Below are 21,712 nucleotides of genomic sequence, written 5' to 3'. Positions count from 1 at the left end.
TGATTCTCTGATATGTAAAATCGTATTAAAGTAATGCTCTGATATATTTTTAATATCGTTTGGCACAAGCATTGAAGGGAGCCATGCAGAGATGATCAATTTTCGCATTATTCGCCATATGTGGCTGTTTCTCGCCGTGGCGGAGGAGAAACATTTTGGCCGCGCGGCGAAGCGGCTCGGCATGACCCAACCGCCCTTAACCCAGCAGATTCAGGTGCTGGAGCAGTCGCTGAAAGTGCAGCTGTTTGACCGTTCAAAGCGTAACGTGCAGCTCACCCCCGTCGGGCTGGCCATTCTGCCGGCGGTCAAACGCTTTGCCGAGCAGGTTGAACGGCTGGAGCTGGCGGTGAACGAAGCGGTGGCCGGGCATACCGGCATGCTGACGATTGGCGCTATCAGCACCGCGATGCTCGACGTGCTGCCACCGCTGATTGATAAGATGAAAGCACGCTACCCCGATATTGTGATTTCCATTAAGGAGATCGACAGCGCCGAAGCGGTGCTGGCGCTGCAAAACGGCGAGATCGATCTGGCTTTTGCGCGTCTCACCGGGGAGATGGGAGAGGGGATTACGTTGTTGCCGCTGTCCAGCGCTGAACTGGTGGTGGCGTTGCCTCGTCAGCATCGGCTGGCAGCCGAGCCTCGGATTGCGCTGCGTGATTTGATGCAGGAAGAGTGGGTGATGTTTTCTCGTCACCTGAGCCCGGTCTATTTCGACAGCATTACCGCTGCCTGTCGCAGCGAAGGTTTCTCGCCGCGAATTATCCACCACGTTCGTTCGGTCTCTTCGCAGATTGCTTTTGTCGGCTGCGGACAGGGCATTGCGCTGGTGCCGGACTCGCTGGAGCGTCTGTCACCAGCCAACGTGGTGACGGTGCCGCTCGACCAGACGATTGAGGTGATCACCACGGCGGTGGCCTGGTCAGCCAGCCGGAAAAATCCGCTGGCTGACAAGTTTATCGCCCTGATTCAGACGCCTGAGATGGGGTGATTACTGCCCGATAGCACCCGCAAGGGCGCGAATATCATTACCGGTTGGCGACTGGTGTATCCGCAGACCAAACTCTTCGACCACAGCAAAAATATGGTCGAAGATATCAGCCTGAATACTTTCATATTCCGCCCAGATAACGGTGTTGGTAAACGCATATATCTCAATTGGCAGGCCGTTATTATCCGGTGCCAGCTGGCGCACCATCAGCGTCATATCCTTGCGGATTTTCGGATGGTTACGAAGATATTCGTTGAGATAGGCGCGGAAGGTGCCGATATTGGTCATTTTACGCAGGTTAAGCACCGAATCATCGCTGCCGTATTCCTGATTCCACAGGCTAATTTCCTGATAACGAGAGTCCATATACGGTTTTAACAGCCGCGCCTGAATTAAGCGCTGCTGCTCTTGCTCATCGAGGAAATGGACGCTGGTGGTATCAATGTTCAGGCTGCGCTTAATTCGACGCCCGCCGGAAGCCGACATACCGCTCCAGTTTTTAAACGAATCGGAGACCAGCGACCAGGTGGGAATAGTGGTAATAGTGTTATCCCAGTTACGCACTTTGACCGTGGTTAAGCCAATATCGGTGACCGCACCATCGGCGCCGTATTTCGGCATCTCCAGCCAGTCACCGAGCTTCAGCATATCGTTCGCCGACAGCTGAATACCGGCCACCAGACCGAGGATCGGGTCTTTAAAGACCAGCATCAGCACCGCCGCCATGGCCCCCAGACCGCTTATCAGAATCGCCGGTGACTGCCCCAGCAGTAGGGAGATCATCAGGATGCCAATCAGAATCGCGCTCACCAGTTTTACGCCCTGGAATATGCCTTTAAGCGGTAACTGAGAAGAGAAGGAGAGCTTCTGCGACAGATTAAAAATAACGTCCAGCAGCGAGAAGAACGACAGCAGGGCATATAGCATTACCCACAGCTGCGCCACCGTGGTTAATATTTCCGCCGCTTCACTGCCTTTTTGCAGCCACAGCACGGCCTGCACGTTAACAATGATCCCCTGTAACGTAAACGCCAGTCGGTGGAACAGCTTATTCTGCGTGATGATTTGCAGCCATAAATGGCTGCTGGCTTGCGCCCGTTTTTCGAAGGTGCGCAGCACCAGTCGATGTAAAATCAGATGAACAATGATGGCAGTGAGAAAAATAATACCAAAGATGATCACCAGCGAATTGGTATGGTTTATTTCAATGCCCATCTCTTCTATCTGGGAAATGAGTTCCTGCATAACGTCTCCTATATAGCCAGCCTTTAATAATGACCAGGCTGGCTATAATATGCAAACAGGTATACAGGAACTTAATAATCAGGAAGTTGCCATCGCCGGGCTACGGTTTAAATGGTGGCGAAGGCCAATGGCAACGATCGCCAACAGCAGCATCATCACCGCCTCTACGCCGAGAAAACCGATCATCGCTTGCGGATAGCTGCCGTGATGGTTACGCATCAGCATCAGCAGCAACGAGCCAAATACCGCTGGGCCAAGCCCCAGCGTGGCCTGCTGCAGCGTACTCAGCAGCGCGCTGCCCGCGCCCGCATCGTTAGCGGTGATATCGCGCATTCCCACACGATAGAAGCAGTTCACAATCAGTGCCTGGCCGTAGCCAATCAGCGCCGTGGCGGGTACCAACGTCAGCGTGGTGGTCGCCTGGCCGTAATGGTGGAAGGTCTCCATCAGCAACAGCAGGCCGCTAATTTGTACCACCAGACCGGCAACCAGGATGCGCCCCATGCTGTGTCGTGCAATCAGCTTCGGCGCGTACATTGCCGACAGGAAGTAGGCCACGCCAAGGGCGATAAAGCTGTTACCCGACTGCCACGGTGCCATGCCGAGGCCGGACTGCATGGTCAGCGCCATACAGAACATAAACCCGGACCAGGCGCTGAAGAACAGCAGCGCAATCACCATGCCGAAGCGAATGCTGGCCAGTTGCAACAGGCGCGGCGGCAGCAGCGGATGCTCGCCGCGCTGCTCTTTGCGCAGTGCGGTGGCGCGCATCCAGAACAGCAGAGGAATAATGGCCAGCAGCATCAGGCGCATTGACCACGGCCAGTGCAGCTCTGGCCCCAGCGCCATCGGGAACAGTAGGCAGCAGAGAATAAGCCCAAGGCTGAAGGTGCCCTGCCAGTCGATGGTGGAGTGTTCATCACGGCGGGTTTCTGGTACGTAACGGCGGCTGAACGCCAGCACCAGCAGGCCAATGGGTACGTTGATAAAGAAGGCGTTACGCCAGCCCATCCCGGCGATATCTGCCGACACCAGCCAGCCGCCGAACATCTGCCCGACGATAAACGAAATGCCGCCAATGCCGCCGTACAGGCTAATGGCACGGGCGTGCGCTGTCCCTTTCAGCGTGACGTGCAGCGTGGCGAGGATCTGCGGCACGATAAGCGCCGCGCCAGCGCCCTGAAGCGTACGGGCGGCGAGCAGGGCGGTAATTGAGTTAGAGACTCCGCACAGCAGCGAAGCGAGGCTAAAAATCGCCACGCCCCACATAAACAGACGGCGGCGACCATAGTTGTCGCCAAGCTTGCTGCCCATCGCCAGACAGACGGCGAACGCCACGCCGTATAGCGCCACAATCAGCTCAAGCTGGGTGGGGCTGGCATGCAAAGACTCGGTGATGGAATCCAGGGCGACGTTGGTAATCGAGGTATCGATTTGGGGCAACATCAGGCCAGTCAGCAGCAGGAAAAGCCCTGCGCGACCGGGTGAAACAGCAGACGTTTTCATGGTGACTCCATTGCGTCATTCAGCGATTGGACGTAGCATCGCTGATTAAATAAACGGGTACCAGTTCCTGGTTATACTGGTACTGGCACTACTATGCTGGAGATACCATGAGCCTCATCAGCCACAGTGAAATGGACGTATTGCAGACACGGCAGATGGATAACCGTAAGCAACTGGGTGCATTTCTTCGAGCGCGACGGGAAAGTCTCGATCCGCAGCGGTTGGGGCTACCGCGCAGCGGGCGACGGCGCACGCCGGGCCTGCGCCGCGAAGAGGTGGCGATGCTGGCGGACGTTGGCGTGACCTGGTATACCTGGCTTGAGCAGGGGCGCGAGGTTAATCCGTCGGTGGCGGTAATGCAAGCGGTCGCCGAGGCGCTCCAGTGCAGCGAACTTGAGACGCGCCATCTGTTCGTGCTGGCGGGGCTGACGCCGCTGGAGTCCGCTAATGTTCCTCAGTGCGAGGGCATCAGCCCCGGCACACGCCGTATGCTGGACAGTTTGCTGCCTCAACCGGCCAGTATTCAGAAGCCCAATTTCGATATCGTGGCGTGGAATGAGGCGTTTTGTCGACTGATGGGCGTCGATTTTTCCATCATTGCCGAAGATGAACGAAATTGTATCTACCTGTATCTGACCCATCCCGGTTGGCGTAGTCGCCTGGCTAATCCTGACGTGCTGGGCAACTTCGTCTCCTATTTCCGCGCCGCGATGGCGGAACACCGGGGAGAACCGGCGTGGGAGAATAAGCTTGCTCGCTTTTTCGCCGCCTCCGCCGAGTTTGAAGCCCTCTGGCACCAGCGCTACGAAGTACGCGGCGTCGAAAACCAGATCAAAACCTTCCGTCACCCTGATTTTGGCGAATTCCAGCTACAGCAGATGTACTGGTACTCTGCGCCGCGCAACGGCTCGCGTCTGCTGGTTTATTTACCGGTAGATGAGGTAGGGGAAGGGGTGCTGGCGAGATTGTAGTACGGGCGGCACGTTGCCTGGATGGGCTACCTGGTGTATGCGTTTTACGATCCGTTATCCATGTTTAAAACCGGAATCTGAACTTTGATGTTAGCAGGAGTAGGGTGGTGCAAAACGGGTGAATTAACCTTTAATGCAATTTGCCTTATATGCTAATATTCAGGGACGATAATCGTGTTCAAAATCCTTGTTCATACAGATGTCAGAGACGAAATGCTGACACTGCCCGCTTCTGCGCAAGCGAAGATGATCGGCAAAATAGAGAAACTTCGGCTAAATCCAACTGCTCTACGAGAGCCAGACAGTAAATCTCTACCTCACGGCCTTTTTGAAATACGTACGGTAGGGATGATTCATTGTCGCGGTATCTATGCTTTTCAGCAGGGGAAGACGATTTTCTTACTACGCGTATTTATTAAAAAAACGCAAAAAACACCTCCAGCGGAACTCCGTCTGGCATTAAAACGGCTACAGGAGATGCAGGATGAGTAAGAAGGTAATTGATTGGGATGACCTGAGAGACGAAATGCTGGAACGGTCAGACGTGAAGGCGGCGTTTGATGCGCAGGAACGACAGGAGCGACTGCGAGAGATGCTGGCGCAGTGGCGTAGTCATGCAGGACTGACGCGGGCGCAGGTTGCGCAGAGAATGGGGGTGAGTGCCCCGACGGTGTCCAGAATGGAAGCCAACGTAACGAGAGCGAGCCTCGATACGCTGACGCGTTATGCGCTAGCTTGCGGGGTGAAACATCCGCAGATCTTGCTGTATTGAGATTCCCCGGCGGCGCGTTGCCTGGCCGGGCTACTCGAATATTGTAGCCCGGCCAGGCAACGCGCCGCCGGGAAGGCACAGACGCTAAATCAGATCTCGGTAATCACCGCTTCTTCCGGCAGACGAGATTTTGGCAGCGCCTTGTTGAAGTCTTCCACGCTATGGTGGCCAACTGGCACTACGACCAGGCTGGTGAAGCCTTTCTCTTTCAGACCAAATTCGGCGTCCATAATCTCGGCGTCAAAGCCTTCGATCGGTACCGCGTCGAGGCCCATTGCGCCCATCGCCAGCAGGAAGTTACCCACGTTCAGGTAGGTCTGGTTAGCTGCCCACTGCGCGTCGTCGTGACGTTCTTTACGGTGCAGGTCGGCGAAGAAGGTGCGGCCTTTGTGGTTAGCGGCTTTGGCTTCTGGCGTCGCAAAACGGCCATCGGCATCTTCCTGATCCACCACTTTTTCCAGCCAGGCATCGTCGATCGCGGTTTTCGCGCAGAATACCACCACGTGAGAAGCATCCAGCATTTTGCGTTCGTTGAACACGTAGCCGCCCGCCGCGGATTTCGCTACGCGCGCTTTACCTTCGTCGGTGCTGGCGACGATAAAGTGCCACGGTTGGGAGTTGGTGCTGGAAGGGCTATAGCGCAGCAGGGTTTTCAGAGCAGCAGCCTGCTCGGTAGTCAGCTTTTTGCTGGCATCAAAGGCTTTGGTGGAATAGCGCGCTTTAGCAACGGAAACGATGTCCATAAACACTCCTGAATGATAAAAAGCACCGCAAATCGGTGCGTCGTATCAAAGCAGGGTACCGCGCGATTTAACAAATGAGAAGGGTGTAAAATGCGATAACACTTATCGCATTTAACGCAAAATCAAACGGGACGCACGCGCTGTTGCACGCGTTTTGGCAGCTTGTTCACCACCAGATTCCACGAATCTTCAATCAGACTGTTGAGCAGATCGACCGTGATCTCATCGCCAGGATGAACCGAAATCCAGTGTTTTTTGTTCATATGGTAGCCCGGCTTGATGTGCGGGTAGATAGCCTGATGCAGCAGCGATTGCTCCGGGTCAACCTTCAGGTTGATGATAGGTTCGCCGCGCAGATAGGCCTTGAGCATAAACATTTTACCCTCAACCGTGAAAACATCGTACTCCGGGCCGAAAGGCCAGTAGATGTCGGAGAAGGGTAGGGTCAGCGCAAACTCGTGCGCCCGTTCATGCAGCGTTTTACCGTCCATTACTCACCTTCCGCCAGGGCCAGCCACATCGCTTCGAAGCCCAGCGCTTTGAACTTATCGGCGCGCTGCGGTTCCCGACTGGCAAATTCAATCGTGGTTTCCGCCAGCGACAGGAACAGCGCATCGCCAAAGGCGCGGAAGTCATCGGACATAAATACCGGACGCACCGAGCGCTGGCAGAGCTTTTGCAGCTCCGGGAACATCGCTTTCACCTGAGCGATGGTCTCTTCGGTAATTTTTTCGCTCACCGCCATGCGTCGCAGCGCGTGGTGTCCGGTCGGGTTGCGTACGCCCCAGTCGATGTAGCTGTTCCAGATGCTATGGGTAAAGTCTTTTGGTACTTCGGTATCCACCAGCCCGGCTTTCATTGCCTCGCACAGGCCGGTTTTCAGATGCAGATAAAGCGCATTAAGCAGGTCGTCTTTGGTGGCGAAATAGCGAAACAGCGTACCCTCAGCAACCCCCGCACTGCGCGCAATCAGCGCAGTCGATGCGGCAATACCGGATTGGGCAATGGCGCTGGTCGCAGCGTCCAGTAACGCTTGTTTTTTATCTTCACTCTTCGGACGAGCCACTACACTTTACCTCTCTGACTGTAAAAAACGTGATTGAAACATGCCGACCCCAGGGACTTCAACGTCGATTGTCAAATTTTGAAAATTGCTTGACGATTTTTTCCCCGCCTTTCTATAATGAGTGCCTACTCACTCATAATCAACCTTTTTAGTGTGGCTTCCTGGACGAAGCCGGTCCAGGGTCAGGATATGAAACCTTTTATCATCAGTGTGGTTGCCATCATGCTTATTGCCAGTGCTGCAAGTTTACCCTTTGTCCTGAACGCCGGTTTTGGTCAGGCGCCGCAAGGGGTTGAGAAAAGCCAGATTGAACGTTCGCCGAACTACCGTGACGGCGCGTTCCAGAACACCCTGCCAACGCCTGGCTTTACCGGTGACAAGAACATGGTGATGGCATGGTGGGAGTTTTTAACCGCCAAACGCGAAAATGCCCGCCCGACGCAGCCGCTGCCGATGGTGCCGACCGATCTCGCCAGCCTGCCGCTGGGGCAGGACACCATGATTTGGCTCGGCCACTCCTCGTGGTATCTGCAGCTATCAGGCAAACGCATTTTGATTGATCCGGTGTTCAGCAGCTATGCCGCACCGTTCTCGTTTCTGAATAAGGCGTTTGCGGGCAACTACCCGTGGCGCACGGAGAACATGCCGGAGATAGACCTGCTGATTATCTCTCACGACCACTACGATCACCTGGATTACGCCACCATCAAGGGGCTGATGCCGAAGATCAAACGTGCCGTGGTGCCGCTAGGCGTGGGTTCACACCTGCGTTACTGGGGCATGAAGGATGACGTGATTACCGAAGCAGACTGGCAGCAGAGCGTCACCATCAGCGAGGCGCTGAGCGTGCACGTGCTGCCCGCGCGTCACTTCTCCGGTCGCGGCCTGAAGCGTAACCAGACGCTGTGGGCGAGCTTTATGTTCGTGACGCCGACGCAGAATATCTACTACAGCGGCGACACCGGCTATGGCCCGCACTTTAAGGAGATTGGCGAGCAGTTTGGTCATGTGGACGTCGCCATTATGGAAGACGGTCAGTACGACCAGGACTGGCGCTACATCCACATGATGCCGGAACAGACCGCGCAGGCGGCGGCGGATCTCAACGCTCGCCGTGTGCTGCCGGGCCACGCCGGGCGCTTCGTGCTGGCGAAACACACCTGGGATGATCCGTACAAACGTCTGGCGCAGGCCAGCAAAGACAAAGCGTATCGGCTGCTGACGCCGATGCAGGGCGAGCCGGTGTGGCTTGCTGATACCGCACAAACATTTAGTGCCTGGTGGGAATAACCACCGGCAGTCGTTAAACGAGGGGAGGGTGTATGACCGAATTAGCCACTCAGGTTGTCGACACACTGGTCGAATGGATTGACGACAATCTGCATCAGCCATTGCGTATTGATGAAATTGCCCGCCGGGCAGGGTACTCAAAATGGCATTTACAGCGCATTTTCCTGCAGCACAAAGGGGAGAGTCTGGGGCGCTACATTCGCCACCGGAAGCTGAATCTGGCGGCGGATGAGCTGTGTACGACCGATCAAAAGGTTTACGACATCTGCCTGAAGTATGGGTTTGATTCCCAGCAGACCTTTACCCGCATTTTCACCCGCACGTTCCATCAGTCGCCGGGTGCCTACCGCAAAGAGAATCATCGTCCGCAGGCGCATTGATTCGGCCCTGGGGTCGGCGTCGCTGTAATCAATCCTCCAGCGAAAACCAGCGCCGATTGCTCCCTCTCCCTCTCAGGGAGAGGGCTGGGGTGAGGGTGTGACTCCGTTGCCTGTTTCCCCTAACCCTCTCCCCAAAGGGGCGAGGGGACCGTACGTGCTCATCGTGGCAATCAATCCGCCAGCGAAAACCAGCGCCGCCATACGAAACGAATCACCAGATACTCAATCGTCCCCAGCGCCAGAAACCACACGCAAAACAGCACGGTGTACAGCTGGCTCAGATCCATAAAATGGAAGGTCTCAACCAGCTTTTGTGCCAGCGTTAGCCCCAGCGACGGTGCAGGCAGCAGCAGGCAGGATAGGAGCGCCAGCAGCAAAATACCGGCGGCGGTCATCAGGGATTCGAGCGGATGCTTCATATAATGTTAATCGTTAGTTAAAGATATTATTGTCCGGTAATTTTTAATGGAACGCAATGTTTCTAATTAAACAAATTCCTTAGAGAATTATTAATATAAATCACCAGACTTACGATAATAATCGTACATCGATAAATGAAATAATATTCTGATTTAAATTAAATATAGCTTTCGTAAATTAACGTCATGCTCCAGATAATATTTTTACAAAAGTATAAGTACTATATCCAATCAGCGTAGCAATCACGACAGCCAGCGCCACGTACAGCGCCAGGCGGCGCCCTTTGTAGATTCCAAACATAATGACCTCGTTTAGATAGGGTTTAGGAACATTCTGCAATATTAATATTAGTAATTCAGCTTAATGTCATTCTGAGATTTTAAAAAGCAAAAAATAATGTGATCCAATAAATATTTTTTGCTCGAAAATATTATTCAGTGATATCGCCTTGGCCAGAAATGGAATTCGGGCTTTCCGTTCGCAGGAATTTAAAAGGAAACCTTATTGTGTCTAAAATGATGAACACCAAGAATGTGCCGCACGCGGGTCACGACCCGCATGAGCACGCCTACCAGCAGACCACCGAGCAGGTGCTGTCTCACCTCAATAGCCAGCCTGATGGTCTGAGCATGGACGACGCCGCCGCGCGTCTGAACACCTACGGCCCGAACGCGCTGCCGGAGAAAAAAGGCAAACCAGCGTGGCTGCGTTTCCTTGCCCACTTTAACGATGTGCTTATTTACGTCCTGTTGGCCGCGGCGGCGCTAACCGCCGTGATGGGCCACTGGGTCGATACCTTTGTCATTCTCGGCGTCACGGTGATTAACGCCCTGATCGGCCACATCCAGGAAAGCAACGCGGAGAAATCGCTGAAAAGCATCCGCAATATGCTCTCCAGCGACGCGCGCGCCATTCGCGGCGGCAGCCATAAAACGGTGGCGACCACCGACCTGGTGCCGGGCGATATCGTGGTACTGCGTGCGGGCGACCGTATTCCGGCGGACATGCGCCTGATTGAAGCGCACAACCTGCGCGTGGAAGAGGCGATCCTCACCGGCGAGTCCACCGTGGTCGACAAGCACACCGACGTGCTGCACGGCGAACTGCCGCTGGGCGACCGTACCAATATGGTCTTCTCCGGCACCACCGTCAGCGCTGGTGGCGGCGTGGGCGTGGTCGTGGCGACCGGGCAGGAGACCGAACTGGGTCACATCAACCAGATGATGGCCGGTATTGAAAAGCACCGCACGCCGTTGCTGGTGCAGATGGACAAGCTCGGCAAAGCGATTTTCGCCATCATCCTGGCGATGATGGGCGCGCTGTTTGTCTTTAGCATGGTGCTGCGCGACATTCCGCTGGGCGAACTGCTGCTGTCACTGATTAGCCTCGCGGTTGCCGCGGTACCGGAAGGTCTGCCGGCAATTATCTCAATTATTCTGTCGCTGGGCGTCCAGGCGATGGCACGTAAGCGGGCGATTATCCGCAAGCTGCCGACCGTTGAAACCCTGGGAGCGATGACCGTGGTCTGCTCGGATAAAACCGGCACCCTGACCATGAACGAAATGACCGTTAAAGCGATCATTACCGCCGACAGCTGCTACCGCGTTGACGGTAACAGCTACGAGCCGCACGGCAGCATTTACTTGGAAGGCAGCAACGAGCCGGTCAAAGTACAGCCGTATACCGTGCTGGAGAAATACCTGCGCACCATCGACCTGTGCAACGACAGCCAGCTAATTCAGGATGCGCAGGGCCACTGGGGCATTACCGGCGGCCCAACCGAGGGCGCGCTCAAGGTGCTGGCAGCCAAGGCCAATCTTGAGCCAATGCGTACCCAGCTGGTTGCCAAGATCCCGTTCGACTCGCAGTACAAATACATGTCCACCCACTTCCAGCTTGCTGATGAAGAGGTGGTGATGGTCACCGGCGCACCGGACGTGCTCTTTGCCCTTTGCCAGCAGCAGCAAACTGCACGCGGCGTCGCCCCGTTCGACCGCGGCTACTGGGAAGCGGAGATGGCGCGTTTTGCCAGCCAGGGTCTGCGTATGGTGGCCGCGGCGACCAAGCCAGCTGCGCCGGGGGCGAAAACCCTCGACCACAGCGATCTGCAGGAAGGTCTGGTGTTCCTCGGCATTGCCGGGATGATGGACCCGCCGCGTCCGGAAGCCGTTGAGGCTATCCACACCTGCCAGAATGCAGGGATCCGCGTGAAGATGATCACCGGCGATCACCCGCAAACCGCCATGAGCATTGGCCAGATGTTGGGGATCCGCAACAGCAGCGAAGCGATGACCGGCTACCAGCTGGAGCACATGGACGACACCGAGCTGGCAAAAGCGGCGGTGGAGTACGACATTTTCGCCCGCACCAGCCCGGAGCATAAGCTGCGTCTGGTGAAAGCGCTGCAGGAGAACGGCGAAATTGTCGGCATGACCGGCGATGGCGTCAACGATGCCCCGGCGCTGCGCCAGGCAGACGTCGGTATCGCGATGGGCATTAAAGGCACCGAGGTGACCAAAGAGGCTGCCGATATGGTCCTGACCGATGATAACTTTACGACCATCGCCAGTTCGGTCAAAGAGGGGCGTCGCGTTTACGACAACCTGAAGAAGACGATTCTGTTCATCATGCCGACCAACCTGGCGCAGGGGCTGCTGATTATCATCGCCTTGCTGGCAGGGAACATCATCCCGTTGACCCCGGTGCTGATTCTGTGGATGAACATGGCGACCTCCGCCACGCTCTCCTTCGGCCTGGCGTTTGAAGCCGCCGAGCGTAACGTGATGAACCGCCCGCCACGCAAAACCGGCCAGCACGTGATGGATGCCTTTGCCGTCTGGCGCGTCGCCTTTGTCGGCTCGATGATTGCCATTGCCGCCTTTATTCTTGAGGCCTGGCTGGCACCGCGCGGCCACAGCGCCGAGTTCGTGCGCACCGTGCTGCTGCAGATGCTGGTGACCGCGCAGTGGGTCTACATGATCAACTGCCGCAGCAGCGACCGCTTCTCCCTGAACAGCGGCCTGCTGAAGAATAAAGGCATCTGGCTGGTGACCGGCGTGCTGCTTCTGCTCCAGTTGGCGATTATCTACCTGCCGCTGATGCAGACGCTGTTCGGCACCGAAGCGCTGCCGCTGCGCTACTGGGGCATTACCCTGGTCATTGGCGTCGCGATGTTCCTGGTGGTTGAAGTGGAAAAACGTCTGACCCGCCGTTTTCGTAAAACTGCCTCGTAACTCATACGCCCCTCTCCAGCCGGAGGGGGGCGCTTGCCCCGCAAGGATTTCTCCATGAAAAACACTTTCCGCCTCGCTCTGCTGGCCTGTGGTCTGGCCGCCTGCGTACAGGCTTCCGCCTCGGTGCCGGTGCGCATCATCACCGTTGAACAGGCACCGCATGCTGCCGAGCGTCAGGTACCGGGCCGCGTTGAGGCCATTCACTCGGTCGAGATCCGCGCTCGTACTGAAGGGGCCATCGTGCAGCGCCATTTCCAGGATGGGCAAGAGGTCAACAAAGGCGACCTGCTGTTTACCCTTGATGATGCCCAGCCCCGTGCAGCACTGTCGCTGGCGCAGGCGGAACTGAAAAGTGCACAGGCCTCGCTGCGTCAGGCACAGCAACTGCTTTCGCGCTATCAGAGTTTGAAAACCAGTCAGGCTATCAGCCGCAACGATGTCGACAACGCCCAGATGCAGCGTGACGTGGCGGCGGCGGCCGTTGAACAGGCGAAGGCTCGTATCTCAGCCCAGCAAATTACCCTTGATTACACCCGCATTACCGCGCCGGTCAGCGGACGTGTTGGCCACAGCGCCTTTCACGTCGGGACGCTGGTTAACCCGGCCAGCGGCGTGCTGGTGGAGGTGGTGCAGCTTGAACCGATTCGCGTGAGCTTCGCGCTCGACGAGTCGGCGTTCTACAGCAAAGCCGGGCAGCATGCGGATATCCGTGCGCTGAAGGCGGCGTGGCTGGCGCAAATCACCCTCGACGGCCAGCGTGAAGATGGCGTACTGACCTCGGTCGATAACCGAATTGATACCCGAACCGCCAGCGTGACGATGCGTGCGGAGTTCGCCAACCCGCAGCACCGTTTACTGCCGGGCGGCAACGTGACGGTCACGCTGCGCCCGCAGGCGCCAACCGAGCGGGTGATGATCCCGGCGGCGGCGGTGCAGCAGGACGCGCAGGGCTACTTTAGCTGGGTACTGACGCCAGAGAATAAGGCCGGGCAGCGTCGTTTATCGCTGGACGGCCAGCAGGGACAAACCTTTGCGGTGGCGCAGGGGCTAACCGCGGGTGAGCGCGTGGTCATTGAGGGCGCACAGCGCCTGACCGACGGTGCCGCCGTGACGCTGCTGAATTAAGGAGGGAGCATGCTGACGTTCTTTATTCGTCGCCCGCGTTTTGCGATGGTGATTGCGCTGCTGATGACCTTTGTCGGTGCAATAGCGCTCAAGCTCATTCCGGTAGAGCAGTATCCGCAAATTACCCCGCCGGTGGTTAACGTCAGCGCCAGCTGGCCGGGCGCCAGCGCGCAGGATGTTGCCGAAGCCATCGCCGCGCCGCTGGAAACGCAGTTGAACGGCGTTGACCATATGCTCTATATGGAGTCGACCAGCTCGGACGACGGCGGCTACAGCCTGAACCTGACCTTCTCTGCCGGAACCGACCCGGATATGGCGGCGATTGATGTGCAGAACCGTGTCTCTCAGGCGGTCGCACAGCTACCCACCGAAGCGCAGCAGAACGGCGTGCAGGTGCGTAAGCGCGCCAGCAACCTGTTAATGGGGGTCAGCCTCTATTCACCTCAAGGTTCGCTCTCTGCTTTGCAGATAAGCAACTACGCCAGCACCCAGGTGCGTGAAGCGCTGGCGCGTCTGCCGGGCGTCGGCCAGGTACAGATGTTCGGCGCGCGCGACTACAGCATGCGCATCTGGCTGCGACCAGACCGCATGAACGCAATGAATATCACCAGTGAAGATATCGCCCAGGCACTCAACGAACAGCACGTGCAGGGGGCCTCCGGGCAAATCGGTACGCCGCCAGTATTTAACGGCCAGCAGCAGACGCTGACCATTAACGGCCTGGGTCGACTAACCGATGCCGACGAATTCCGTCGTATCGTGGTGCGCAGCGGTGAACAGGGCCAACTGGTACGCTTGTCCGACGTGGCGACCATTGAGCTTGGCGCGCGCAGCTACAACTCCAGCGCTCAGCTGAACGGCGTGGAGTCGGCGTATATGGGGATTTATCCCACGCCAACCGCCAATGCGCTTCAGGTGGCAAACGTGGTGCGTGCCGAACTCACCCGCTTGCAAAGCCGCTTCCCGGCGGATCTGATGTGGAAAGTGAAGTTTGATACCACTCGTTTCGTGGCGGCGACAATTAAAGAGATCGGCACCTCGCTGGCGTTGACGCTACTGGCGGTAGTGGCGGTCGTGTCCCTGTTCCTGCAGAGCTTGCGCGCCACGCTGATTGTGGCACTGGCGATTCCCGTCTCGCTGGTGGGGACGTTTGCCGTGCTCTATCTGCTCGGCTATAGCGCCAACACGCTTAGCCTGTTCGCGATTATTCTGGCACTGACCATGGTGGTGGATGACGCCATCGTGGTGGTGGAAAGCGTCGAAGGGCATATGGCGGAAGGGATGAACCGTCTGGAAGCTACCGGGCTGGCGCTGCGTCAGATTGCCGGGCCGGTGATTGCCACCACGCTGGTGCTGCTGGCGGTGTTTGTGCCGGTGGCAATGCTGCCGGGCATTGTCGGCGAGCTATACCGTCAGTTCGCGGTCACGCTCTCCACGGCGGTCACGCTCTCCAGCATCGTGGCGCTGACGCTGACTCCTGCACTGTGTGCGCTGCTGCTGCGTCCTCGCCTCAAACAGCCTGCTCGTTTCTTCCAGTGGTTTAACCTTGGGCTGAACGCTACCCGTGACGGCTACGGCAAACTGGTGGCGTGGATGAACCGTCGCCCGCTGGTCGCGGTAGCCGCCACGACACTCGCCGCGCTGCTGGTGGCGTTTAGCTTCACTAGCATGCCGAAAGGCTTCCTGCCGCCGGAAGATCAGGGCTACCTGTTTGCCAATATTCAGTTGCCGGAGTCCGCATCGCTGGAGCGAACCGAGGCGGTGATGGCGCAGGCGCGTGAGCTTCTGGGCGCACATCCGGCGGTCGAGGATGTGATTCAGGTGTCCGGCTTTAGCATCCTGAGCGGCACCAGTGCCTCCAACGGCGGCTTTATTTCGCTGATGCTGAAGGACTGGTCGCAGCGTGCGCCGCTGGAGACGGTGATGGGCGAGCTTCAACGCCAGTTGATGGCGATGCCGGAAGCTAACATTATGCTGTTTGCGCCGCCGACGCTGCCGGGGCTTGGCAGCGCCGCGGGTTTCGACCTGCGTATTCTGGCACAGGCCGGGCAAACGCCTGCCGAGCTGGAGCAGGTGACGCGCACCATTTTGATGAAGGCCAATCAGCACCCGCAGCTTAACCGCGTGTTCACCACCTGGAGCAGCAACGTTCCGCAGCTGACGCTCACCGTTGACCGAGACCAGGCCGCCAGGCTGGACGTGCCGGTTTCGCGCATCTTTAACAGCCTGCAAACGGCTTTTGGCGGCGCGCGTGCCGGGGATTTCAGCATCAACAACCGCGTTTATCACGTGGTGATGCAAAACGAGATGCAGTGGCGCGAGCGCGCCGAGCAAATCAGCGAGCTGTTTGTGCGCAGCAACCAGGGTGAGCGGGTGCGCCTGAGCAACCTGGTGACGGTAACGCCAACCGTCGGTGCACCGTTTATCCAGCAGTTCAACCAGTTCCCGTCGGTATCGGTCAGCGGTTCGGCAGCGGAAGGCGTCAGTAGCCGTACGGCGATGACCGAGATGGAAACCCTGCTAAAGGCCAACCTGCCAGAAGGCTACGACTACGCCTGGAGCGGGCTCTCCTGGCAGGAGCAGCAAACCGGCAATCAGGCGGTGTGGATTGTGCTGGCGGCAGTGGCGATGGCGTGGCTGTTCCTCGTGGCACAGTATGAGAGCTGGACGCTGCCGGCGAGCGTGATGCTGTCGGTGCTGTTTGCCATCGGTGGCGCACTGCTGTGGCTATGGACGGCGGGCTACGCTAACGACGTGTACGTGCAGATTGGCCTGGTGCTATTGATAGCGCTGGCGGCGAAAAACGCGATATTGATTGTCGAATTTGCCCGCGAGCGCAGGCAGTCCGGGTTTTCTATCGTGGAGGCCGCGCGTGAGGGGGCGACCCGCCGTTTCCGTGCGGTAATGATGACCGCGGTGTCGTTTATTATCGGTATCATGCCGATGATGTTCTCCACCGGGGCTGGGGCGCAGAGCCGCCGGATCATCGGCACCACGGTGTTCAGCGGCATGCTGGTGGCGACGGTGATTGGCATCCTGTTTATCCCGTCGCTCTACGTGCTGTTCCAGCGCCTGCGCGAGTGGGCGCACCGCAAGGCGGGCTAACCCATCTGCGCCAGCTGGCTGCGCAGCACGTCCACCCCCGGCGCAATGGCGTCGGGGTTAATGGCGTGAAAGCCCATGCGGAAAAAATTGTCCGGCGGCGTCGCATCGAGAAAATGCCGTGCGCCGGGTTCAATCAACACCCCGGTGTGGGCAGCGCGCCAGGTGAGCTGCTGAGTACTGATGCTGGCAGGGGTGCGCAGCCAGAAGGCGTTAGCGTGTTCGCTGCCGGGCAGCGGCTGGCACTCCGGCAGCAGCGTCGACAACGCGGTATGCAGCCTGTCCCAGCGCCGGGCGGAATCATCGCGGTAGCGCCGCAGATGCGTTTCATAGTGGCCCTGGGCAAGAAAGTGCGCCATCTGGTATTGAATGTTGGTCGGTGGATGGCGATAAACCAGTCGGCGCAGGGCGCGGGCTTCATCAATCAGGTCCGGGTCGGCGACCATAAATCCTAACCGTAATCCGGGCGACAGCGCCTTCGACAGGCTGCTGACGTAAATCACCCGTCCGCTGCGGTCGCTGGCCTTCAGCGCGGGCAGCGGGTTGGCCTGGAAATTACTCTCCGAATCGTAATCATCTTCGATAATCACCGCATCATGCTGCGCGGCGTGTGCCAGTAGCTGACTGCGCCTGGCCTTGCTCATCGTGACGCCTGTCGGTACCTGATGGCCCGGCGTCACGTAGTAGTAATCGCACGGCGCGTCGTTGAGCACGATCCCTTCTTCATCTACCGGGTGTGGCACGATGTCGCAGTCGCTGAGTAAAAAGGTATTAATCGCCTCGCGAAAGCCGGGGTTTTCTACGCCCACTCGCGTCTGGCGCGACATCAGCAAGCGGGTGAGCAGGTAGAGCGCATTCTGTGAACCGAGGGTAATCAGAATTTCATCCGGCGCGGCGACGATGCCGCGCTTGGGCAGCACGCGGGTGCGAATTTGTTCAATCAGCATCGGCACGTCCTGGTCGATATGGTCGACAACCCACGCCGGGTCACGCATGCCACCGTGCAGCCAGTTTGCCGCCGACCGCCAACTTGCTAACGGAAACTGGCGGGTATCGGGCTGGCCGTAGATAAACGGGTAGCGGTAGTGCATCCAGCCGGCGGGCTTGAGGATCGACTCCTGCTGGCTGGGAGTAATGTTGAGCCGTTTGCCCCACGATGGTGCAGAATCGCCGCTGGCGGGTGCAGGTACGGCGGCAGAAAGACGCGGCGCGTGGTAGTCCGGATGCAGGTAATAGCCGCTGCGCGGGCGGCTGACCAGATAGCCTTCGTTGACCAGGCTTTCAAACACCAATGCGGTAGTGTTGCGCGAAACCTGCAGCTGCTGCGCCAGTTGCCGACACGACGGCAGCGGCGTGTCGACGGCGAAAATGCCGCCGAGAATGGCGTTGACCAACGATTCGCGAACCTGCTCCTGCAACCCGCGCTGGTGGTCAAAATCCACGTGCAATAAGTGCCGAATCATACGCTGCTCCTTCGAATATCCGCTTTCCCTGAGTGCAGCAATTTCTGTACCAGCCTGAAATCGTCTGACACAAGCGCGCGCGAAAACTGGCTCTATTCAGAATGCAAAAAGTCTCCCTACAGTAAAAACGTCGCCCGCCAGCTTAAAAATTGGCGTCAGGCGGCACACATCTTGCAACGCTTTCAGGGCGTCTGGAATAAACGTGTTCGGCATAGTTGAGTAGGGGTCAAACGATGAAAAAAACGATGGGTTCGTATTATCTGGCCGCCGTGATGGCGATGACCTTTTCATTACAGGTCGCCGCCGCTGATTTGCCAGAAATTGAAAAGTCCGGGACCTTAAAAGTGGCCACCGAGGATGATTACGCACCGTTTAACTTTATGAATAACGGCAATGCCGATGGGTTCAACAAAGATATGCTGGCGGCGCTACGTGAATACGCCAAATTCAACGTCACGCAAAGTATTCTGCCGTGGACCGGGTTATTAGCGGCGGTCTCAACCGGGCAGTACGATATGGCATTAACCGGTGCCGTTGTTACCGACGAACGCCTCAACGTGTTTAATTTCACCCCGCCGTGGGCCTCGGCGCAGCACTATTTTGTGAAGCGTGCGGGCGATAACTCTTTAAATACCATTGCCGATCTCAGCGGGAAAAAAGTCGGCCTTCAGGCGGGCAGTGCGCTATTAGCTCGTCTGCCGGAACTGAAAGCAATGATTGAGAAAACCGGCGGCAAATTGGGTCCGGTGGTGGAATACCCGTCCTACCCGGAAGCTTACGCCGATTTAGCCAATAAACGTCTCGATTATGTGATTAACGTCGTTATCTCCGTTAACGATTTGGTGAAAGCCAAACCGAAGGTGTTCGCCAAAGGGCTGCCGGTTTCTGGTCCGGGCTATATGGCCTGGCCCATCCCGAAAAATTCGCCGGAGCTGCTGGCGTACATGACCAAGTTTATCAACCACATGCGTGAAACCGGCAAGCTCGCTGAGCTGCAGAAAAAATGGTTTGGCGAAACCTATGACGACCTGCCAACCGAACCTATCACCAGCGCCGCGCAGTTTCATAAACTCGCCGGACAGTAAGTTATGTCGCCCGGCCGAGCAATGCGACGCCGGGAGTGACACCCACTAATCTCAGGAGGGCACCATGGACGCAATAGCATGGCAGTTACTGATTGAAGGCGCATGGACGACCCTCTGGATTTCGGCCATCGCCATCGCCTTCGGGGTGGTGATAGGGCTGATTATCGCCTTTGTGCGCATGATGAAAATCCCGGTCATTGACCAGATTCTGGTTATCTATATCAGCCTCGCCCGCGCCACGCCGCTGGTGACGCTGGTGCTGTTTCTCTTTTTATCGCTGCCGACGGTGGGCATTAATCTCGATAAAACGGTGGCCGCTATCGTCGCGCTGACCCTCAATACCTCAGCGTTTAACGCCGAAATCTGGCGCAACGCCTTTCGCACCTTCCCGCGCGAACAGCGCGAGGCCGCGGAGTCGGTGGGGATGCGCCGCTGGCCCTACTTCCGCTACATCATGCTGCCGCAAATGTGGCTGGAGAGCCTGCCCGCGCTGGTGAACGAAATGTCCTTCCTGATTAAGGGCAGCCCGGCGATCGCGGTGATAGGCGTGGTGGATCTCACCCGCGTCACCAACCGCATCGCCTCCGTCACCTATGAACCGCTGTCGCCCATTCTGGCCGCCGGGCTGCTGTACGTGGTGATTATTGGCCTGCTGCTCAAGCTTCAGAGCATGGCGGAACGCAAAGCAAAACGATTGGCGCGATAAGCCTCGGGAGGACACATGAACCAATGGGCCATTATCTGGGCCGAGCACGACAATTTTATTGCCGGGCTGCTGGCGACGCTTGAACTGTTTATTATTGCCGCAGTATGTGGGTTATTGATTGGTACGCTGCTGTGCTATTTCACCGAATACCAGAAGCGGGTGTTGAATAACATTATTGTCGGATTTGTGAATCTGATGCGGGCAATTCCGTTTTTGATTCTGGCCTATTTGCTCTATTACGGGCTGCCGGAACTGGGGATTAGCCTGGACGCGTGGACGGCGGGGCTGGTGGCGTTAATTATCTATCACGGTGCTTATTTCTTTGAGATTCTCCGTAGCCAGCGGCGAGTTTTTTCCAACGGCTATATTGAAGCCGCCGTGGTGCAGGGGTTTTCTCGTTACACCATTTTTCGCCGCATCGTCCTGCCGAATATTTTCTCCTCCGCGCTGCCGCTTCTGGGGAATCAGCTGATTATCTGCCTGAAGGACACCGCGTTTCTCAGCATTATTACCGTGCAGGAAATTACCGCCGCCGCGAACAGCGTGCAGGCAACTTATTTTATTCCGTTTAACGCCTTTATTGTTGCCATCGCGCTGTATTGGGCTATCAGCATCGTGCTGGAACTGCTGGTGAAACGGTTGAGTGTTTATAGCGCTAAAAGAGGAATGAGCCATGTCTGATACCACGGCGGTAAGCGTAAAAAATGTCTCCAAGCAGTTTGATAACGTTGAGGTGCTGCGCGATATCAACCTGACGGTGGAGAAGGGGACGGTGGTCAGTATTCTCGGTTCGTCCGGTTCGGGAAAATCAACGCTGCTGCGCTGTATGAACTGGCTGGAGCAGCCTGATCGCGGTGAAGTCCGTATTGGCGGGCAGCGCATTGGCGTTGACGATCGCTCCGGGAAAAGCATGTCGCACCGCGAGCTGTCGAAGATCCGCGAACGGGTAGGGATGGTGTTTCAGAGCTTTAACCTGTGGCCGCACCTGACGGTGCTGCAAAACGTGATGGAGGCGTTGCTGCATGTAAAAGGCATGAAGCGCGATGAAGCTCGGCAAATTGCGCACCAGCAACTGGAGAAGGTAGGGATGGAGCATAAAGCGGATGCCTACCCGATAACCCTTTCCGGCGGGCAAAAGCAGCGGGTGGCGATTGCCCGTTCGCTGGCGATGTCGCCGGAGGTGCTGCTGTTTGACGAACCCACCTCGGCGCTCGACCCGGAGCGTGTGAACGAGGTGCTGAGCGTGATGAAATCGCTGGCGGCGGAGGGGTATACCATGGTGGTGGTGACGCACGAGATGGAGTTTGCCCGCCAGGTGTCGAACGAAGTGGTGTTTCTGGAGAAGGGGATTTTGATTGAGAAAGCGCCGCCGGAGATTTTCTTTACCGCGCCGAAGTCGGAGCGAGTGAGGCAGTTTTTGCAAAGTAGCCGTTAATGCAAAGAGGGAGACCTATTTAGGTTTATCACCCTGTTGCGCTCCCTTTCAGTACTAGCCATATAAATTGCGCGGGCGCAGGGAGCGCGCAAGGGGCGGCCAATCGCCGCCGCCCCCTGCACCCCCGGGCTCTGGCGGCAAAATCGCCGCTGCGCGGTTCCCTCAGCTTATCCCCTCCG

At 57.2% G+C, this 21,712-nt stretch carries 20 protein-coding genes; 13 read left to right on the top strand and 7 right to left on the bottom strand.

The window, feature by feature from the left end:
* The first annotated feature begins 91 nt into the window (after positions 1–91).
* Entirely contained in the window at positions 92–991 is a 900-nt protein-coding gene (locus tag V6940_RS05170; protein ID WP_333495088.1) for a LysR family transcriptional regulator, read from the top strand.
* On the opposite strand, the gene V6940_RS05165 is transcribed toward V6940_RS05170, so the two are convergent.
* Both V6940_RS05165 and V6940_RS05160 read right to left on the bottom strand, forming a co-directional pair.
* On the bottom strand, positions 992–2,236 hold the full coding sequence (locus tag V6940_RS05165) for a mechanosensitive ion channel family protein (RefSeq protein WP_185667055.1): 1,245 nt from the start codon (positions 2,234–2,236) through the stop codon (positions 992–994).
* A 78-nt stretch (positions 2,237–2,314) separates the two neighbouring features.
* On the bottom strand, positions 2,315–3,742 hold the full coding sequence (locus tag V6940_RS05160; protein ID WP_333495087.1) for an MFS transporter: 1,428 nt from the start codon (positions 3,740–3,742) through the stop codon (positions 2,315–2,317).
* Positions 3,743–3,873: 131 nt separating this feature from the next.
* On the opposite strand from V6940_RS05160, the gene V6940_RS05155 reads away from it, so the two are divergent.
* The 3 genes from V6940_RS05155 (at position 3,874) to V6940_RS05145 (ending at position 5,485) form a co-directional block, all read left to right on the top strand.
* The gene (locus V6940_RS05155; protein WP_333495319.1) at positions 3,874–4,713 is read left to right on the top strand and encodes a helix-turn-helix transcriptional regulator; all 840 of its coding nucleotides are present in this window, start codon (positions 3,874–3,876) and stop codon (positions 4,711–4,713) included.
* A gap of 174 nt (positions 4,714–4,887) precedes the next feature.
* Entirely contained in the window at positions 4,888–5,205 is a 318-nt protein-coding gene (locus tag V6940_RS05150) for a type II toxin-antitoxin system RelE/ParE family toxin (protein WP_333495086.1), read from the top strand.
* A gap of 34 nt (positions 5,206–5,239) precedes the next feature.
* On the top strand, positions 5,240–5,485 hold the full coding sequence (locus tag V6940_RS05145; RefSeq protein WP_442910784.1) for a helix-turn-helix domain-containing protein: 246 nt from the start codon (positions 5,240–5,242) through the stop codon (positions 5,483–5,485).
* 89 nt (positions 5,486–5,574) lie between these two features.
* Here V6940_RS05145 and nfsB read toward each other — a convergent pair whose 3' ends face one another.
* From nfsB to V6940_RS05130, 3 genes are all read right to left on the bottom strand, one after another.
* Entirely contained in the window at positions 5,575–6,228 is a 654-nt protein-coding gene (gene nfsB, locus V6940_RS05140) for an oxygen-insensitive NAD(P)H nitroreductase (protein ID WP_185669551.1), read from the bottom strand.
* Between the two features lie 122 nt (positions 6,229–6,350).
* Positions 6,351–6,719 carry an MmcQ/YjbR family DNA-binding protein gene (locus tag V6940_RS05135; RefSeq protein WP_185669552.1) on the bottom strand — a complete coding sequence of 123 codons (369 nt, stop codon included), beginning with the start codon at positions 6,717–6,719 and terminating at the stop codon, positions 6,351–6,353.
* The gene (locus V6940_RS05130; RefSeq protein ID WP_333495084.1) at positions 6,719–7,294 is read right to left on the bottom strand and encodes a TetR/AcrR family transcriptional regulator; all 576 of its coding nucleotides are present in this window, start codon (positions 7,292–7,294) and stop codon (positions 6,719–6,721) included. Before V6940_RS05130 ends, V6940_RS05135 begins: the two co-directional genes overlap by 1 nt.
* 189 nt (positions 7,295–7,483) lie before the next feature.
* On the opposite strand from V6940_RS05130, the gene V6940_RS05125 reads away from it, so the two are divergent.
* A complete protein-coding gene (locus tag V6940_RS05125; protein WP_333495083.1) occupies positions 7,484–8,584 on the top strand; it encodes an MBL fold metallo-hydrolase in 1,101 nt (366 codons plus the stop codon).
* A gap of 32 nt (positions 8,585–8,616) precedes the next feature.
* Entirely contained in the window at positions 8,617–8,964 is a 348-nt protein-coding gene (locus tag V6940_RS05120) for a RamA family antibiotic efflux transcriptional regulator (RefSeq protein ID WP_333495082.1), read from the top strand.
* 170 nt (positions 8,965–9,134) lie between these two features.
* Here V6940_RS05120 and V6940_RS05115 read toward each other — a convergent pair whose 3' ends face one another.
* On the bottom strand, positions 9,135–9,383 hold the full coding sequence (locus V6940_RS05115; RefSeq protein ID WP_185669556.1) for a DUF1158 domain-containing protein: 249 nt from the start codon (positions 9,381–9,383) through the stop codon (positions 9,135–9,137).
* Between the two features lie 507 nt (positions 9,384–9,890).
* On the opposite strand from V6940_RS05115, the gene V6940_RS05110 reads away from it, so the two are divergent.
* The 3 genes from V6940_RS05110 to V6940_RS05100 are packed head-to-tail and all read left to right on the top strand — an operon-like array spanning position 9,891 to position 16,847.
* Positions 9,891–12,617, top strand: a complete 2,727-nt coding sequence (locus V6940_RS05110; protein ID WP_442910781.1) for a cation-transporting P-type ATPase — start codon at positions 9,891–9,893, stop codon at positions 12,615–12,617.
* A 54-nt stretch (positions 12,618–12,671) separates the two neighbouring features.
* A complete protein-coding gene (locus V6940_RS05105; RefSeq protein ID WP_333495081.1) occupies positions 12,672–13,742 on the top strand; it encodes an efflux RND transporter periplasmic adaptor subunit in 1,071 nt (356 codons plus the stop codon).
* 9 nt (positions 13,743–13,751) lie between these two features.
* Positions 13,752–16,847 (top strand): efflux RND transporter permease subunit, encoded by a 3,096-nt coding sequence (locus V6940_RS05100; protein WP_333495080.1) that lies wholly within the window; start codon positions 13,752–13,754, stop codon positions 16,845–16,847.
* On the opposite strand, the gene pdxR is transcribed toward V6940_RS05100, so the two are convergent.
* Positions 16,844–18,307, bottom strand: coding sequence for a MocR-like pyridoxine biosynthesis transcription factor PdxR (gene pdxR, locus V6940_RS05095; RefSeq protein ID WP_333495079.1), 1,464 nt, complete (start codon positions 18,305–18,307; stop codon positions 16,844–16,846). The genes V6940_RS05100 and pdxR overlap by 4 nt on opposite strands.
* Before the next feature lie 233 nt (positions 18,308–18,540).
* Here pdxR and V6940_RS05090 point away from each other — a divergent pair, with 233 nt between their 5' ends.
* The 4 genes from V6940_RS05090 (at position 18,541) to V6940_RS05075 (ending at position 21,533) form a co-directional block, all read left to right on the top strand.
* The gene (locus V6940_RS05090) at positions 18,541–19,392 is read left to right on the top strand and encodes a transporter substrate-binding domain-containing protein (RefSeq protein ID WP_035897617.1); all 852 of its coding nucleotides are present in this window, start codon (positions 18,541–18,543) and stop codon (positions 19,390–19,392) included.
* Between the two features lie 64 nt (positions 19,393–19,456).
* Entirely contained in the window at positions 19,457–20,098 is a 642-nt protein-coding gene (locus V6940_RS05085) for an amino acid ABC transporter permease (protein WP_185669560.1), read from the top strand.
* Positions 20,099–20,113: 15 nt separating this feature from the next.
* A complete protein-coding gene (locus V6940_RS05080; RefSeq protein WP_333495078.1) occupies positions 20,114–20,779 on the top strand; it encodes an amino acid ABC transporter permease in 666 nt (221 codons plus the stop codon).
* Entirely contained in the window at positions 20,772–21,533 is a 762-nt protein-coding gene (locus V6940_RS05075; RefSeq protein ID WP_333495077.1) for an amino acid ABC transporter ATP-binding protein, read from the top strand. The genes V6940_RS05080 and V6940_RS05075 overlap by 8 nt, the downstream gene beginning before the upstream one ends.
* Positions 21,534–21,712: the final 179 nt, after the last annotated feature.

It is taken from the genome of Kluyvera sp. CHPC 1.251 (assembly GCF_036759945.1).
GTDB classification, from domain to species: domain Bacteria; phylum Pseudomonadota; class Gammaproteobacteria; order Enterobacterales; family Enterobacteriaceae; genus Kluyvera; species Kluyvera sichuanensis.
Note: the sequence above shows the minus strand (reverse complement) of the source record. Positions and strands in the feature narration are given on the sequence as shown.